Source organism: Streptomyces sp. NPDC087845, assembly GCF_044742755.1.
Taxonomy (GTDB): domain Bacteria; phylum Actinomycetota; class Actinomycetes; order Streptomycetales; family Streptomycetaceae; genus Streptomyces.
Genome location: NZ_JBIUVC010000001.1, coordinates 571,975 through 586,533, shown reverse-complemented (window position 1 = coordinate 586,533; position 14,559 = coordinate 571,975). Strand labels below are relative to the sequence as shown.

Sequence of the window (14,559 nt, the reverse complement as noted above, 5' to 3'; positions counted from 1 at the left end):
GGATTGGCACTCCGCTTGACCGAGTGCTAATCGCGGTCATAGTCTCGGTGCTGGCACTCACCACTGGAGAGTGCCAGCAGTACTGTGCGACTGGCAGGTCCGGCACCCGCGACGACGGATCCACCTGGTCGCCACCCCAAGACTGTTACCCCGTGAGATCTCCGAAGGGGGAGACCGGATCGTGTCGACCGCCAGCACCAAGGTTGCGATCAAGCCGCTCGAGGACCGCATTGTGGTCCAGCCGCTCGACGCCGAGCAGACCACGGCCTCCGGCCTGGTCATTCCGGACACCGCCAAGGAGAAGCCCCAGGAGGGCGTCGTCCTGGCCGTGGGCCCGGGCCGCTTCGAGAACGGCGAGCGCCTTCCGCTCGACGTCAAGACCGGCGACGTCGTGCTCTACAGCAAGTACGGCGGCACCGAGGTGAAGTACAACGGCGAGGAGTACCTCGTCCTCTCGGCTCGCGACGTGCTCGCGATCATCGAGAAGTAATTCACCCACGTTTTCTGTTCTGCGCCCCTGGCCCCCTGCGAACTAACCAGCCGGGCGGTCGGGGGCGCAGTTCGTTCGAGAGGAAAGCTCAGCTCCCATGGCGAAGATCCTGAAGTTCGACGAGGACGCCCGTCGCGCCCTTGAGCGCGGCGTCAACAAGCTTGCCGACACGGTCAAGGTGACGATCGGCCCCAAGGGCCGCAACGTCGTCATCGACAAGAAGTTCGGCGCTCCCACCATCACCAACGACGGTGTCACCATCGCGCGCGAGGTCGAGCTCGACGACCCGTACGAGAACCTCGGTGCCCAGCTGGTGAAGGAGGTGGCGACCAAGACCAACGACGTCGCGGGTGACGGTACGACCACTGCCACCGTGCTGGCCCAGGCGCTCGTCCGCGAGGGTCTGCGCAACGTCGCCGCGGGTGCGTCCCCGGCCGCCCTGAAGAAGGGCATCGACGCCGCGGTCAAGGCCGTGTCCGAGGAGCTCCTCGCGACCGCCCGCCCGATCGACGACAAGACCGACATCGCCGCCGTGGCCGCGCTCTCCGCGCAGGACCCGCAGGTCGGCGAGCTCATCGCCGAGGCGATGGACAAGGTCGGCAAGGACGGCGTCATCACCGTCGAGGAGTCCAACACCTTCGGTCTGGACCTCGACTTCACCGAGGGCATGGCCTTCGACAAGGGCTACCTGTCCCCGTACATGGTCACCGACCAGGAGCGTATGGAGGCCGTCCTCGACGACCCGTACATCCTGATCCACCAGGGCAAGATCGGTTCGATCCAGGAGCTGCTCCCGCTGCTGGAGAAGGTCATCCAGGCCGGTGGCTCCAAGCCGCTGCTGATCATCGCCGAGGACGTCGAGGGCGAGGCCCTGTCGACCCTGGTCGTCAACAAGATCCGTGGCACCTTCAACGCCGTCGCGGTGAAGGCCCCGGGCTTCGGTGACCGCCGCAAGGCCATGCTCGGCGACCTCGCCACCCTCACCGGTGCGACCGTCATCGCCGAGGAGGTCGGCCTCAAGCTCGACCAGGCCGGTCTGGACGTGCTGGGCACCGCCCGCCGCGTCACGGTCTCCAAGGACGACACGACGATCGTGGACGGCGGCGGCGAGCCCGGCGACGTCAAGGGCCGGGTCAACCAGATCAAGGCCGAGATCGAGGCCACGGACTCCGACTGGGACCGCGAGAAGCTCCAGGAGCGCCTCGCGAAGCTGGCCGGCGGCGTGTGCGTGATCCGTGTCGGTGCCGCCACCGAGGTGGAGCTCAAGGAGAAGAAGCACCGTCTGGAGGACGCCATCTCCGCGACCCGCGCCGCGGTCGAGGAGGGCATCGTCTCCGGTGGTGGCTCCGCTCTGGTCCACGCCGTCAAGGTCCTGGAGGGCAACCTCGACAAGACCGGCGACGAGGCCACCGGTGTCGCGGTCGTGCGCCGCGCCGCCGTCGAGCCGCTGCGCTGGATCGCCGAGAACGCCGGCCTTGAGGGCTACGTCATCACCTCGAAGGTCTCCGAGCTCGACAAGGGCCAGGGCTTCAACGCCGCGACCGGCGAGTACGGCGACCTGGTGAAGGCCGGCGTCATCGACCCGGTCAAGGTCACCCGCTCCGCGCTGGAGAACGCCGCGTCCATCGCGTCGCTGCTGCTCACGACCGAGACGCTGGTCGTCGAGAAGCCGGCCGAGGAAGAGGCCGAGGCCGGTCACGGCGGCCACGGTCACTCGCACTGACGCACAGCTCCACCCAGCCACTGAGGCCCGGTACCCCGTCGCGGGGTACCGGGCCTCGGCACGTGCGGCCCGTATCGGGCTCGATGGGGGGCTGTACCGGGTCCGCCCGGGGGAGGGCAGCGTCGGGACTGCCCGGGGGGCGGCACCGGGCCCGCCCGGGGAACGGCGTTGGGCCCGCCCGAGGGGCCGCGCCGGGCTCGCCAGGGGGCGTCGGGACCGTGTCGGGCTCGCCCCGGCGACCGCGGGATCCTTCAGCCCGCCCGGCGTCACGCCGAGTGCGGCAGCACTCCCGCCACGACCGGATCCGCGAACGGCCGCCCCTGCACGTACCGCTCCAGCTCATCCAGCGCCTCGTCGGCCATCCGGTGCAGCTCATCGCCCAGCGAGCCCGCGACATGCGGAGTGAGCAGCACATTCGGCAGGTCGTACAACGGCGAGTGCGCAGGCGGGAGTTCGGGCTCCGTCACATCCAGCACCGCGTGCAGCCGCCCGCTCGTCAGCTCGGGCAGCAGCGCGTCCTCGTCGACCAGCGAACCCCGCGCCGTGTTGATCAGGGTCGCCCCGGTCGCCATGGCAGACAGCTGCGCCGCCCCGATCAGATGGTGCGTCTCCGGGAGCTGCGGCGCGTGCACCGAGACGACCGAGCTGCTCGCGCACAGCTCGTCGAGCGAGGTGAGCCGGACACCGAGCCGCGCTGCCTCCGGACCGTCCACGTACGGGTCGTACAGCAGGACGTCCAGATCGAAGGGGCGTAGCAGCTCGATCACCCGGCGGCCGATGCGCGAGGCGCCGACGACGCCGACCGTGCGCCGGTAGTTGCCGGAGCCGTCGAGCTCCGCGAGCCAGTCGTGCTCGGTGCGCAGCGCGCGGTAGCGGTCGGCGGAGTGCAGGACGCGCTTGTTCGCGAACAGGATCGCGGCGAGCGTGAATTCGGCGACCGGCAGCGCGTTGGCGCCGGCCGCCGAGGTGACGGCGATCCCGCGCTCCCAGCAGGCGTCCGTGATGTGGTGCTTCACGGAGCCGGCCGCGTGGACCACGGCCCGCAGCCGGGGCGCGGCCGCCAGCACCTCGGTGGTGAGCGGCGTCGCGCCCCAGCAGGTGAACAGCACCTCGGCATCGGCGAGCGCGGCGGCCACCTCGGGTGTCGGGTCGGCGAGGTCGTGGGCGACGAGGTGCGGGTCGGTGCGGGTGAGGGCGGCCAGCCGGGTGCGGTGGCGGTCGGCGAGGAGGCGCGCGTCGATGCCGGGGGCCATCGCGAGCAGGGCGGTCGGCCGGTTGTCAGTGGCGTGGGGCATGGTGGAACTCGTACTCCTCAGGGCTCGCGCGAGAGTCACTTGACGCTGCCGGCGGTCAGACCGGCCTTCCAGTGCCGTTGGAGCGAGACGAAGGCGACGATCAGGGGGATGACGGCGAGGAGGGAGCCGGTGACGACGAGCGGATAGAAGCTCGGCTCGCCGTGGGTGTTGGTGTTCCAGGAGTACAGACCGAGGCTCAGCGGGAAGAGCTTGCGGTCCGAGAGCATCACGAGGGGGAGGAAGAAGTTGTTCCAGATCGCGGTGAACTGGAAGAGGAAGACGGTCACGAAGCCCGGCATGACCATGCGCAGCCCGATGGACCAGAAGACGCGCAGCTCGCCCGCTCCGTCGATACGGGCGGCCTCCAGGGCCTCGTTCGGTATGTAGCCGGTGCTGAACACCCGGGCGAGATACACGCCGAACGGGTTGACGAGCACCGGGATCAGCACGGACCAGTAGGTGTTGACCAGGCCGGTCTTGGAGGCCAGGAGATACATCGGCAGGGCGAGCGCCGTCGTGGGGACGAGCACGCCCATCAGCACAAGGGCGAACAGCTTCTCCTTGCCCCGGAATTCGTACTTGTCGAAGGCATATCCCGCGGCGACGCAGATCAGCGAGCAGACAATCGCCCCGCCGCCCGCGTAGAAGAGGCTGTTGAGGTACCAGCGGAAGTAGATGCCGTCGCCGTAGGAGGCCAGGTTCGACAGGTTCTCGCCGAGGTTGAAGCCCTCGAAGGAGAACGCGTTGCCCGCGAGCAGTCCGCCGGTGTCCTTCGTGGCGGCGGTGACCAGCCAGACGAGGGGGAAGAGCATGTAGACGACGGCGAGCAGGAGGAAGCCGTTGACCGCGGTCTTCGACATCCAGCGGCCGCGGGAGGCGGGGGAGTTCATGCTTTCTTGCCCTTCCGGCCGGTGAAGCGGGTGACGACGAAGGACAGCAGCGCGGCCGTGAGCGCCAGCAGGATGGAGGAGGCCGCGGCGAGGCCGTAGTCGTTGCGCTCGAAGGCCGCGGTGTACGCGTACATGTTCGGCGTCCAGGTGGAGGAGACGGCGGAACCGGTCCCCTTGTTGAGGATCAGCGGTTCGGTGAACAACTGGAGCGAGCCGATGACCGTGAACAGCGCGACCATCACGACCGACGCGCGGATCAACGGGACCTTGATGCTGAGTGCGACGCGCCAGGCACCGGCCCCGTCGACCGTGGCCGCTTCGAGTACGGAGCGGTCGATGGCCTGCAACGCGGCATAGAAGATCACCATGTTGTAGCCGAGCCACTCCCACAGGGCGATGTTGACGATGGAGGGGAGGGCGCCTTCGGGCGAGAAGAAGTCGAATCCGATGCCGCCGGACTCCATGGCGTTGACCACCGGGCTGAGCTGGGGTGTGTAGAGGTAGACCCAGATCAGCGCGGCGATGATGCCGGGCACGGCGTGCGGCAGGAAGAGCGCGAGCTGGAAGAACCGGCGGGCGCGGGCCAGTGCGGAGTCCAGCAGCAGGGCGAGGGCGAGGGCCCCGATGAGCAGCAGCGGAATGTAGAACAGGCAGTATCCGAGGAGTACGCCGAAGCCCTCGCGGAACGCCCGGTCGCCCAGGGCCGCCGTGTAGTTGTCGAGTCCGCTGAAGACGGTCTCGGTGCCGCCGAAGCCCAGACCGGACTGCTTCTCGGTGAACAGGCTGAGCCAGACCGCGTATCCGATCGGCAGCACCATGGCCACGGTGAACAGTACGAAGAAGGGCCCCAGCAGGATGGCGGCGGCTCTGGTCGTCCGGGCGCGTCTCATCAGCCTGCGTCCTCGACCTTCAGACCGCGCCTCTTCAGCTCGGCGACCGTGGCGTCGTGCCCGGCCTTCACGGCGTCCTTGATGGTGGTGCCGCCGCTCGCGACCTTGCCGAACTGGTCCTTCATGGTGATGTTCGTGGTGCCGGTCGTCGGGCCCCAGGTCCAGTTCGGGCCGATGGACGTCGCGGCGCCCTCGAACACCTGGTAGATGTCCTCGCCGCCGTAGAAGCCGGCGTCGAAGGACTTCTTCGCCACCGGGCGCAGCGCCGCCGCGGCCGGGAAGGCGCTCGACGTGCCGGACTCGATGCGGGCCTTGATGCCTTCCTCGGTGGTCGACATCCAGGTGGCGAACTCGACCGCGGCCGCGGCCTTCTTGCTGGTCTTCGTCACCGCGAAGGTGGAGCCGCCGAGCATGCCGCTGGCCGCCTTGCCGTCCCAGCTGGGCATCGGGGCGACGCCCCACTTGCCGCTCTGCTCGGGCAGCGTGGCCTTGAGAACGCCCGCGCCCCAGGCGGCGCCGAGGTAGCCGACGGTGCCGCCGTTCTTGAGGGAGTTGGTCCACTCGGGGCTGAACGAGGCGTTGGAGCGGATCAGGTCGTCGTCGAGCAGACCCTGCCAGTAGTCGGCGACCTTGTTGGTGGCCGCGTCGGCCGTTTCGACCTTCCAGGTGTCGCCCTCGGGCTTGTACCACTGGGCGCCGGCCTGCCAGGACATCGCCTGGAACGTGCTCGGGTCGTCGGGGAAGAAGGTGCCGATGCGGGCCTTCTTGTCGGCCTTCTTGACCTTCTCGGCGGCCTTGCGGAACTCGTCCCAGGTCTTGGGGACCTCGACGCCGTACTTCTCGAACAGGTCCTTGCGGTAGAAGAACGACTGCGGCGAGGCGTCGAACGGGACGGCCCAGCTCTTGCCGCCGAGCGTCGTCAGTTCGACCGCCTGCGGCAGCAGCTTCTTCTTGATGTCGTCGGTGAAGTACTGGCCGATGTCCTGGAGCGCGCCCTGACTGACGTACTCCGGAAGCTGCGGGTACTCGATGGAGACCAGGTCGGGGGCGTTGCCCGCCTTCACCGCGTTGGAGATCTTCGCGTAGCCGCCCGCGTTGCCGGACGGGATCTCCTCGTACACCACCTTGATGTCCTTGTGCGAGGCGTTGAACGCGTCAACGACCTCCTTGGACCCCTTGGCCCAGCCCCAGAAGGTGATGCTGACGGGCTTGCCGTCGCTTCCGGCGGCGGTTGTGTCGTCGCCGCTGCCGCCACAGGCCGTGAGAACGGCGAGGGCGGTGGCGGCGCCGACTACGGCGAGGGACGTTCTGCTCGAACTGCGGCTCACAGCGAGGCTCCTGAACAGGCGACGACATTGGCGTTGGCCGTGATCCTTGGACCAGCCGTGACCGAAGTCAAGAGCGAAAGAGCGATTGATCGAAAAAAGATCAGATAAGTTACGTACGGAACCACTGTGGGACGCTCTTCGTGAAGGGTGCACGGGCCCCTGGGAACGCCCGCCGCCCCTGTCTACGACAGGGATGCTCCGCAGGAGTCCCTGACCCGCAGCTGCGGCAGCAGCGTCAGATGCCGCCGGGGCGCGCCCACGCCCTGGCCGAGCCGCTCCACCAGCAGTTCCGTCGCATGGCGGCCCACGTCGCGCTTGGGCGGTGCCACCGCGGTGAGCGGGGTGTCCGCGAGGGCCGCCACCTCGTCGTCGTAGGCGATCAGCGCCAGATCGTCCGGCACCCGTACGCCCAGCTCGGCCAGGCGCTGCACCACCTGGATCGCGTCGACGTCATTGTGGATCAGCGCCGCCGTCGCCACGCCCGAGTGGACTGCCTCGCGCAGTGCCTGCACGGCCTGCTCGAACGCGTCCGGGGCGAGTTCGGCCGGTACGGAATCGATCACGTCCTGCGGGGTGCGCAGCCGGAGCACGGCCAGGGCCTCCTCGTATCCGGACCGCACCGCGAGGGCGGTCGGCGAGTCCGCACGGGCCATCAGCAGCGGTGCCCCGTGCCCGAGATTCACCAGGTGGCGGACGGCGAGCAGGACCCCGTGCGCGTGGTCCGAGCAGACCCGGTCCAGGCCGTCCAGCGGGGATCCGACGGTGGGCCTGCGCTCCAGCAGGACGGTCGGCACGGGCAGCGAGGCGATCCAGTCGCCGAACGCGGCGGGGTCGCCGGGGTGCTGCCAGCCCGGTGCGACCAGCAGCCCCTCGGCGCCCGCGGAGAGCAGCCCCTCGGTGCGGGCCTGGTCCTCCTGCGGCCGGTAGTCGGAGATCCGCAGGATCAGCCGGGCGCCCGCCCCCGCCGCGGCCTCGTGGGCCCCCCGGATGACCTCGGAGAAGTAGTACGTCGACGAGGGCGCGAGCATGCCGAGGACCAGGCCGCTGCCGCCGCCGGGCCCCGCACCGGCGGCGGCGTCCTGCGGCCAGGAGACCGAGCCGTGGACCCGGTCGAGCAGGCCCCGGCCGGCCAGCTCCTCCACGTCGCGGCGCACCGTGACAGGTGAGACCCCCAGCTGCGAGGCCAGCTCCGAGACCCGGGCCGAACCCCGCTCCCGCACCAGCCCCAGCAGGCGGTCATGACGTTCAGCAGCACTTTCGCGCACGGCAGCAGTCCCCTCGCAAGTGTGTGGCCCGGCCCCCCGGTCCGGCCGGTGTCGGGGCCGTTGTCCGACCCTAGACCACCGTGATCGAACGATGGGAGTTTCGATCATTCAAACGCAATCCATTGACGTTCGATCAATCCGAGTCCAGGATTCCGGCGATGCCGACTCGTCCCGTCCCTGACTGTTCGTACGGAGGAATTGTGAGACATCGCGTCACCGCTGCGACGCTCGTGGCCCTGACGGCCGTCGCCGGCCTGACCGCAACCGGCCAGAGCGCGGCGCAGGCCGCGGCACCCGCCGGCCGTGCCTTCCACGTCGACTGCGCAGCCGACCCGGCCGGCGCCACCGGGAGCAGGAAGCACCCCTGGACCACGCTCGCCGAGGCCAACGCGCACACCTACGGCCCCGGTGACCGACTGCTCTTCAAACGCGGCGCCACGTGCACCGGAACCCTCGCCCCCACCGGCACCGGCTCCGCCCTCGCCCCGTTCACCATCGCCGACTACGGCAGCGGCCCGGCCCGTGCCAGGCTCGACGGCGCGGGCGCCCACGATGTCGTCCTGCTCTCCGACACGCAGTACGTGCACCTCAAGGCGCTGGAGATCACCAACGCCGACAACCCGGGCAGCGAGCGCAACGGCGTCCGCCTGCGCCTCACCGACTACGGAGTCGCGCGCGGCTTCGACCTCTCCGGCCTCTACATCCACGACGTGCGCGGCGGCGACTACAAGACGGTGTCCGGCTCCAGCGCGATCCACATCGCGGTCGAGGGCACGGCGAAGGCCAGCCGGTACGACGGCCTGGACATCGGGCACAACCGCATCGAGGACGTCGACCGCGAAGGCATCTACTTCAAGTCGACCTTCTCCAAGCGCGATCTGGTCGGCCAGCAGCAGGACCCGAACGTCTACCCGGGCGAGTGGACGCCCAGCACCGGGGTCCGCATCCACCACAACACGCTGAAGTCGCTGGCCGGCGACGGCATGAAGCTCGACACCACCAGCGGCGCCCGCGTCGACCACAACCGGGTCGACGGCTTCCAGCTCCGCTCGCCCTCCGCCAACGCGGGCATCTGGACCTTCAACACCGACGACACGACCGTCGAGTACAACGAGGTCTCGGGCGGCGGCAACACCCACGACGGGATGTCCTTCGACGCCGACGGCGCCTCGCAGAACACGGTCTTCCAGTACAACTACAGCCACGACAACAAGGGCGGCTTCCTGCTCATCTGCCCGTACAGCGGCGCCAAGACGATCGGCACGGTGGCCCGCTACAACGTCAGCCGCAACGACGGCGCCCGCCTGATCCAGAACTGCTGGGGCCCGATCCTCGGCACGGAGATCTACAACAACACCTTCCACAACAAGGAGCAGATCCCCGGTCACCTCGTCCAGGACGACGCCGGCAGCCCCGCCACCACCCAGCACGAACTGTCCATCCGGAACAACGTCTTCGTGAGCGAGGGCACCGGCGGCTACGCCTTCAAGAACCCGACGCCGGGACTCTCCTTCGACCACAACGCCTTCTACGGCATCGACATGACCCGCCCCGACCCCGGTGGCATCACGGCCGACCCGAAGCTCCGCACCGACTTCCGGCTCGGCGCCGGCTCGCCCGCCCTCGCCGCCGGAGCCGTCATCGAGAACAACGGCGGCAAGGACTACTTCGGCAACAAGCTGAAGCCGGGCGCCCCCAACATCGGCGCCTACGCGGGCCGCGGAGTGCGCTGACCGCCCGTCAGGCGGATGCGCACCCGCTAACCGACCGCTCACTGAGGACCGTACTTGCGGCCTGTCTTGGAGGTGACCCCTCCGAGCAGGCCGCGCGGCGTCACCTTCACGAGCCCCATCAGCGCCTTGTACCGCGGGTCCGGGACGGAAAGGGACTTGCCGCGTGCCAGGTCCGCCAGGGCCGCCGCCACCAGCTTGTCCGCGTCGAGCCACATCCAGCCCGGAATGTTGCCGGTGCCCATCCCCGCCCGCTGGTGGAACTCCGTCCGGACGAAGCCGGGGCACAGCGCCATCAGCCGCACCCCCGAACCGGCCAGGTCCTTCGCCGCGCCCTGGGTGAACTGCACGACCCACGCCTTGGACGCGCCGTACGTCCCGCGCGGCACGAACGCCGCCACCGAGGCCACGTTGACGACGCCGCCCCGCCCCCGCTCCCGCATCCCGGCCGCGGCCGCCGAGGTCAGCCGCAGTACGGCCTCGCAGTGCACCTTCAGCATGTTCAGCTCATCGGCCATGGGCACCTCCAGGTAGTGCCCCTTATTGCCGAACCCGGCGTTGTTGACCAGGAGGTCGACCGGCTGCTGACGGTCGGTCAACCGGTCCTCGACCGCGGCGATCCCTTTGTCCTCGGACAGATCGGCCGTCAGCACCTCGGCCTCGATGCCGTGCCGGTCGTGCAGTTCGGTCGCCTGTTCGCGCAGCCGCTCGGTGTCGCGCGCCACCAGCACGAGGTTGTGCCCGTCGGCCGCCAGCCGCCGCGCGAAGGCGGCTCCGATCCCCGCGGTCGCGCCCGTAATCAGTGCAGTCGTCATACGCGGCACGTTAGTGCCTGACCGGCGTGACACGGCCGACGGGCGCTCTTGCCCCGCCGACCACCGCGATCACTCGCGCGCGGCCTCCTTCTCCACGTACTCCAGGGCGGCACGCAGCGTCTCGGGATGCAGCGCGTCGCCGGCCGCCAGCAACTGCGGGAGCAGCTCCCGTCGCGTCGTCGACGCCGCGAAGTCCAGTCGCACGGTGACCTCGTGGCCGGGCCGGTGCACGATCTCGACCGGATCCCCGGAGCGGATCTCACCCGGCTCGACCACCCGCAGATAGGCACCCGGGGCGCCCGCCTGCGTGAACCGCTTGACCCAGCCCTTCTCGCCGAGACGACCGGCGAACGTACGGCACGGAATCCGGCTCGACGTGACCTCCAGCACCAGATCGGGGCCGATCCGCCAGCGCTCGCCGATCCTCGCGCCGTTCACGTCGAGCCCGCTGGTCGTCAGGTTCTCGCCGAACGCGCCATTGGCCAGCGGGCGTCCGAGCACCCGCTCCCAGCCGTCGAGGTCCTCGCGGGCGAAGGCGTACACGGCCTGGTCGGAGCCGCCGTGATGACGCAGATCGCACACCGCGTCCCCGGCGAGGCCGCTGCCGCCGGTGCCCTTGGGGCCGGGGTCGGTGACCCGTACGGGGCCGTCGACCGGCTGCTTGCCGATCCCGGTCACACCGCCGGCGGCGTCGGTGTGGCCGATTGCCTCGGGCCGCCCCGCGTTCACGGTCAGCACTTTCATCGGCCCGGTCGGTGTCGTCCGCCCCACCGACTCCGCCGGGCTCGTCTGCTCCATGGGCTTCATGCGGAGCACGCTAAGGGCTGTCCCGTCAAAGATGCATGCCGATTATGCGCGCCAGGCCCAAGAGTCGCTTATGGTTGAAGGGTGATCGAAGCCCGTCATCTCCGTGTCCTGCGCGCCGTGGCCGCCACCGGCTCGTTCTCCGCCGCGGCCCGCGAGCTGGGCTGCACCCAGCCCGCGGTCAGCCAGCAGATGAAGGCCCTGGAAGCCTCCGCGGGGACCACGCTCCTGATCCGTACGGGGCGCGAGATGCGGCTCACGCAGGCGGGCGAGGCGCTCGTCCGGCATGCCTCCGGCATCCTCGCCGGGCTCACCGCCGCCGAGGAGGAGGTCGCCGCGATCGCCGGTCTGCGGGCCGGCCGGGTCCGGCTCGTCTCGTTCCCCAGCGGCAGCTCCACCCTCGTCCCCGGCGCCCTCGCGGCGCTGCGCGCGGCCCACCCCGGCACCCGGGTCTCCCTGGTCGAGGCCGAGCCGCCGCGTTCGGTCGAGATGCTGCGCGAGGGCGACTGCGACATCGCGCTGGCGTTCCGCTACGGCGCCTCCGGCGCCGAGTGGGACGACCTGGTCGTCCGCCCGCTGCTCACCGACCGGCTGATCGGCCTGGTCCCCGAGGGGCACCGGCTGGCGGGTTCGGCCGCGGTCTCCATCGCCGAGCTGGCCGACGAGTCGTGGATCGCGGGCTGCCCCCGCTGCCGCCGCCAGCTGGTCGAGGTCTGCGAGGAGTCCGGCTTCACCCCCCGGATCGACTTCGCCACCGACGACTACCCGGCCGTCGTCGGCCTGGTCGGCGCGGGGCTGGGCGTGGCCGTACTGCCGGAGCTGGCGATCGAGTCGGTACGCCCCAAGCGGGCCCGCACCGTCACGGTGGAACCGGCCATCGAGCGCGAGATCGTCGCCCTGACCCTGCCCGACCTGGCCCAGGTGCCGGCGGTGGCAGCCACCCTGGACCGGCTGTCCCTGACGGCTGCCCGCTGAAGAGGGCCTGCCTGTAACCCGGCCCCCTCGGTGGCCGGGTGAAGTGCAGAAACGTTTTTGTATTTGCTGTGCGGGCGAGGCGGGTTCAGCCGTGCCCCGCCGGGGACGGAACGCCCGACGGCGCCCCTGCCGCGATCAGGCGATTGCGGGCCCGTCCCATGAGCTCCTCGCGTTCGTCCTCGGTCAGTCCGCCCCACACTCCGTAGGGCTCTCGTACGGCCAGCGCGTGCGCCGCGCACTCGGCACGCACCGGGCATCGCATGCAGACCTCTTTTGCCGAGTTCTCGCGGGCGCTCCGTGCCGCCCCGCGTTCACCCTCCGGGTGGAAGAACAGCGAGCTGTCGACCCCGCGGCAGGCCGCCAGCAGTTGCCAGTCCCACAGATCGGCGTTGGGTCCGGGAAGGCGGGAGAAATCTGCCATTGCTTGTCCCCTCAAACCATGCTGAGTCGGAATCGTCGTTGTCATCCATATTTGACCGTGCCCATGACACTACATCTACGGTGTAAGTAGATGTAAATATGACTGATTGCGAATCTATCCACAGACACCAGCAAAAGGGAAGAAAACCCGCTAAATGGGGCATGTGTTTATAGGAAGTTTTGGTTGACGGTTGGATGATCCGTGCCGCTCTCCTCCGTGCACGGGCCCTCACGTAGAGTGCCGAACCCCGTGGTCCGACCCGTAACTCTTTCGAGTGACCATCGTTGAGAGGGCGGAGGCGGTTGACAGAAATGGCGATCGGGCAGATGTCCGAGAGCGTCAACCGCTCAGGTGACGACTTGTAACAGCCTGGAGGCTCAAGGTGACGCGCATCAGCTGCGGAGGACGGTCATGACATCCGTCCTCGTCTGCGACGACTCCCCGCTTGCCCGAGAAGCGCTCCGTCGCGCGGTCGCGACCGTGCCCGGCGTCGAGCGTGTGACGACGGCGGCCAACGGCGAGGAAGTCCTCCGCCGCTGGGGCGCCGACCGTTCGGATCTGATTCTGATGGACGTACGCATGCCCGGTCTGGGAGGTGTGGAGACGGTCCGGCGGCTGCTCTCCGCCGACCCCGGCGCCAGGATCATCATGCTGACCGTCGCCGAGGACCTGGACGGCGTCGCGCTCGCGGTCGCCGCCGGTGCCCGCGGCTATCTGCACAAGGACGCCTCCCGCGCGGAGCTGCGGGCCACCGTCACCCAGGCGCTGGCCGATCCGACGTGGCGGCTCGCCCCGCGTCGGCTGCGGTCGGCCGAGATGGGTGCCGCGCCAACGCTCACCGCGCGTGAGATCCAGGTGCTCGAAGGAATGAGCCACGGCCGCTCGAACGCCGAGATCGGCCGTGAGCTGTTCCTCTCCGAGGACACGGTGAAGACGCACGCCAGGCGTCTGTTCAAGAAACTCGGCGCCTCGGACCGGGCGCACGCCGTGGCGCTCGGCTTCCGCTGGGGCCTGGTCCGCTGAGGACCGGCCATGGCCGGCAGCCGATCGATTCCCCGTCCGCACACCGGCGGACGGGGCGATGCGACCGGGGAGCGCGGGGCGGGCTCCGGTCCGCCGGCGGCGTCTTCCGCCCCGGCGGCATGTGACGCTTCCCGGCCGATGCCGCATCCTTGAGATGTGGAGTTCCTCGGGGACGATTCGGTCGAGCGGAAGGGGAGGGCGCAGGACATGACTTCCGGCGCACCCGCTCATAACGCTTCGGTGCACAACTACGGACGCGGCGGGGCAGAAGACGCGGCTCCGAGGCACCATGGTCCGATGCGCGACGACGAGACGACGGGAATCGGTGCACTGGTGCACCGTGCCGTCGAGGGAGACGCGCAGGCCACCCATGATCTGCTGGCCCACGTCCACCCCCTCGCGCTGCGCTATTGCAGGTCCCGGCTGAACCGGCTGCCCGGTGATGCCCGCCACTTCGTGGAGGACCTGGCGCAGGAGGTGTGCGTCGCGGTGCTGATGGCGCTGCCGCGCTACAAGGACACCGGCAGGCCCTTCGAAGCCTTCGTCTTCGCCATCGCGGGCCACAAGGTCGCCGATCTCCAGCGGGCCGCCATGCGGCACCCGGGATCGACGGCCGTGCCCTCCGACGAGATGCCCGAGCGGCCGGACGATTCGCTCGGGCCCGAGGAGCGCGCGCTGCTCAGCAGCGATGCCGCCTGGGCCAAGAAACTTCTCGCCAACCTTCCGGACAATCAGCGTGAGCTGCTGGTCCTGCGGGTCGCGGTCGGTCTGACCGCGGAGGAGACCGGACAGATGCTGGGCATGTCGCCGGGCGCGGTCCGGGTCGCCCAGCACCGGGCGCTGAGCAGGCTGCGGGCCCTCGCGGAGCAGTGAGCCGGACCCGCGCGGGGCCGCCTGTCCGGAGCCGTGC

Annotated in this window: 14 protein-coding genes; 6 read left to right on the top strand and 8 right to left on the bottom strand. The window is 69.8% G+C overall.

What is annotated here, in order from left to right; genetic code table 11:
- Window positions 1-181: 181 nt before the first annotated feature.
- Entirely contained in the window at window positions 182-490 is a 309-nt protein-coding gene (gene groES, locus ACIOMQ_RS02580; protein ID WP_093540722.1) for a co-chaperone GroES, read from the top strand.
- Window positions 491-587: 97 nt separating this feature from the next.
- The gene (groL, locus tag ACIOMQ_RS02575; protein ID WP_362207879.1) at window positions 588-2,213 is read left to right on the top strand and encodes a chaperonin GroEL; all 1,626 of its coding nucleotides are present in this window, start codon (window positions 588-590) and stop codon (window positions 2,211-2,213) included.
- A 266-nt stretch (window positions 2,214-2,479) separates the two neighbouring features.
- On the opposite strand, the gene ACIOMQ_RS02570 is transcribed toward groL, so the two are convergent.
- The 5 genes from ACIOMQ_RS02570 to ACIOMQ_RS02550 all read right to left on the bottom strand — a co-directional run bounded on the left by ACIOMQ_RS02570 (window position 2,480) and on the right by ACIOMQ_RS02550 (window position 7,881).
- The gene (locus tag ACIOMQ_RS02570) at window positions 2,480-3,508 is read right to left on the bottom strand and encodes a hydroxyacid dehydrogenase (protein ID WP_362207882.1); all 1,029 of its coding nucleotides are present in this window, start codon (window positions 3,506-3,508) and stop codon (window positions 2,480-2,482) included.
- A 35-nt stretch (window positions 3,509-3,543) separates the two neighbouring features.
- Entirely contained in the window at window positions 3,544-4,398 is an 855-nt protein-coding gene (locus ACIOMQ_RS02565; protein WP_362207885.1) for a carbohydrate ABC transporter permease, read from the bottom strand.
- Window positions 4,395-5,288: a sugar ABC transporter permease gene (locus ACIOMQ_RS02560; RefSeq protein ID WP_362207887.1), complete on the bottom strand. Its 894-nt coding sequence runs from the start codon at window positions 5,286-5,288 to the stop codon at window positions 4,395-4,397. The genes ACIOMQ_RS02565 and ACIOMQ_RS02560 overlap by 4 nt, the downstream gene beginning before the upstream one ends.
- Window positions 5,288-6,616, bottom strand: coding sequence for an ABC transporter substrate-binding protein (locus ACIOMQ_RS02555; RefSeq protein WP_401263272.1), 1,329 nt, complete (start codon window positions 6,614-6,616; stop codon window positions 5,288-5,290). Before ACIOMQ_RS02555 ends, ACIOMQ_RS02560 begins: the two co-directional genes overlap by 1 nt.
- A 182-nt stretch (window positions 6,617-6,798) precedes the next feature.
- A complete protein-coding gene (locus ACIOMQ_RS02550; protein WP_362207893.1) occupies window positions 6,799-7,881 on the bottom strand; it encodes a substrate-binding domain-containing protein in 1,083 nt (360 codons plus the stop codon).
- A 200-nt stretch (window positions 7,882-8,081) separates the two neighbouring features.
- On the opposite strand from ACIOMQ_RS02550, the gene ACIOMQ_RS02545 reads away from it, so the two are divergent.
- Entirely contained in the window at window positions 8,082-9,614 is a 1,533-nt protein-coding gene (locus tag ACIOMQ_RS02545; RefSeq protein WP_402127488.1) for a right-handed parallel beta-helix repeat-containing protein, read from the top strand.
- Between the two features lie 38 nt (window positions 9,615-9,652).
- Here the strand turns inward: ACIOMQ_RS02545 and ACIOMQ_RS02540 are convergent, their stop codons facing one another.
- Complete coding sequence (locus ACIOMQ_RS02540; RefSeq protein ID WP_362207898.1) at window positions 9,653-10,426, bottom strand: SDR family oxidoreductase; 774 nt, start codon at window positions 10,424-10,426, stop codon at window positions 9,653-9,655.
- 69 nt (window positions 10,427-10,495) lie between these two features.
- A complete protein-coding gene (locus tag ACIOMQ_RS02535; RefSeq protein ID WP_362208005.1) occupies window positions 10,496-11,170 on the bottom strand; it encodes an MOSC domain-containing protein in 675 nt (224 codons plus the stop codon).
- Window positions 11,171-11,314: 144 nt separating this feature from the next.
- Between ACIOMQ_RS02535 and ACIOMQ_RS02530 the strand changes: the two genes are divergently transcribed.
- The gene (locus tag ACIOMQ_RS02530; RefSeq protein WP_362207900.1) at window positions 11,315-12,205 is read left to right on the top strand and encodes a LysR family transcriptional regulator; all 891 of its coding nucleotides are present in this window, start codon (window positions 11,315-11,317) and stop codon (window positions 12,203-12,205) included.
- 85 nt (window positions 12,206-12,290) lie between these two features.
- Here ACIOMQ_RS02530 and ACIOMQ_RS02525 read toward each other — a convergent pair whose 3' ends face one another.
- Window positions 12,291-12,626, bottom strand: coding sequence for a WhiB family transcriptional regulator (locus ACIOMQ_RS02525; RefSeq protein WP_362207903.1), 336 nt, complete (start codon window positions 12,624-12,626; stop codon window positions 12,291-12,293).
- A gap of 411 nt (window positions 12,627-13,037) precedes the next feature.
- Here ACIOMQ_RS02525 and ACIOMQ_RS02520 point away from each other — a divergent pair, with 411 nt between their 5' ends.
- Window positions 13,038-13,649: a response regulator transcription factor gene (locus ACIOMQ_RS02520; protein WP_003948568.1), complete on the top strand. Its 612-nt coding sequence runs from the start codon at window positions 13,038-13,040 to the stop codon at window positions 13,647-13,649.
- A gap of 297 nt (window positions 13,650-13,946) precedes the next feature.
- Window positions 13,947-14,522, top strand: a complete 576-nt coding sequence (locus tag ACIOMQ_RS02515) for a sigma-70 family RNA polymerase sigma factor (protein WP_072486721.1) — start codon at window positions 13,947-13,949, stop codon at window positions 14,520-14,522.
- Window positions 14,523-14,559: the final 37 nt, after the last annotated feature.

Excerpts from the sequence above, each read along its gene's own strand:
- ACIOMQ_RS02540 (WP_362207898.1), bottom strand. The coding sequence starts at position 10,426 with ATGACGACTGCACTGATTACGGGCGCGACCGCGGGGATCGGAGCCGCC.
- ACIOMQ_RS02560 (WP_362207887.1), bottom strand. The coding sequence starts at position 5,288 with ATGAGACGCGCCCGGACGACCAGAGCCGCCGCCATCCTGCTGGGGCCC.
- ACIOMQ_RS02535 (WP_362208005.1), bottom strand. The coding sequence starts at position 11,170 with ATGAAAGTGCTGACCGTGAACGCGGGGCGGCCCGAGGCAATCGGCCAC.
- groL (WP_362207879.1), top strand. The coding sequence starts at position 588 with ATGGCGAAGATCCTGAAGTTCGACGAGGACGCCCGTCGCGCCCTTGAG.
- ACIOMQ_RS02525 (WP_362207903.1), bottom strand. The coding sequence starts at position 12,626 with ATGGCAGATTTCTCCCGCCTTCCCGGACCCAACGCCGATCTGTGGGAC.
- ACIOMQ_RS02565 (WP_362207885.1), bottom strand. The coding sequence starts at position 4,398 with ATGAACTCCCCCGCCTCCCGCGGCCGCTGGATGTCGAAGACCGCGGTC.
- ACIOMQ_RS02570 (WP_362207882.1), bottom strand. The coding sequence starts at position 3,508 with ATGCCCCACGCCACTGACAACCGGCCGACCGCCCTGCTCGCGATGGCC.
- ACIOMQ_RS02520 (WP_003948568.1), top strand. The coding sequence starts at position 13,038 with ATGACATCCGTCCTCGTCTGCGACGACTCCCCGCTTGCCCGAGAAGCG.
- ACIOMQ_RS02515 (WP_072486721.1), top strand. The coding sequence starts at position 13,947 with ATGCGCGACGACGAGACGACGGGAATCGGTGCACTGGTGCACCGTGCC.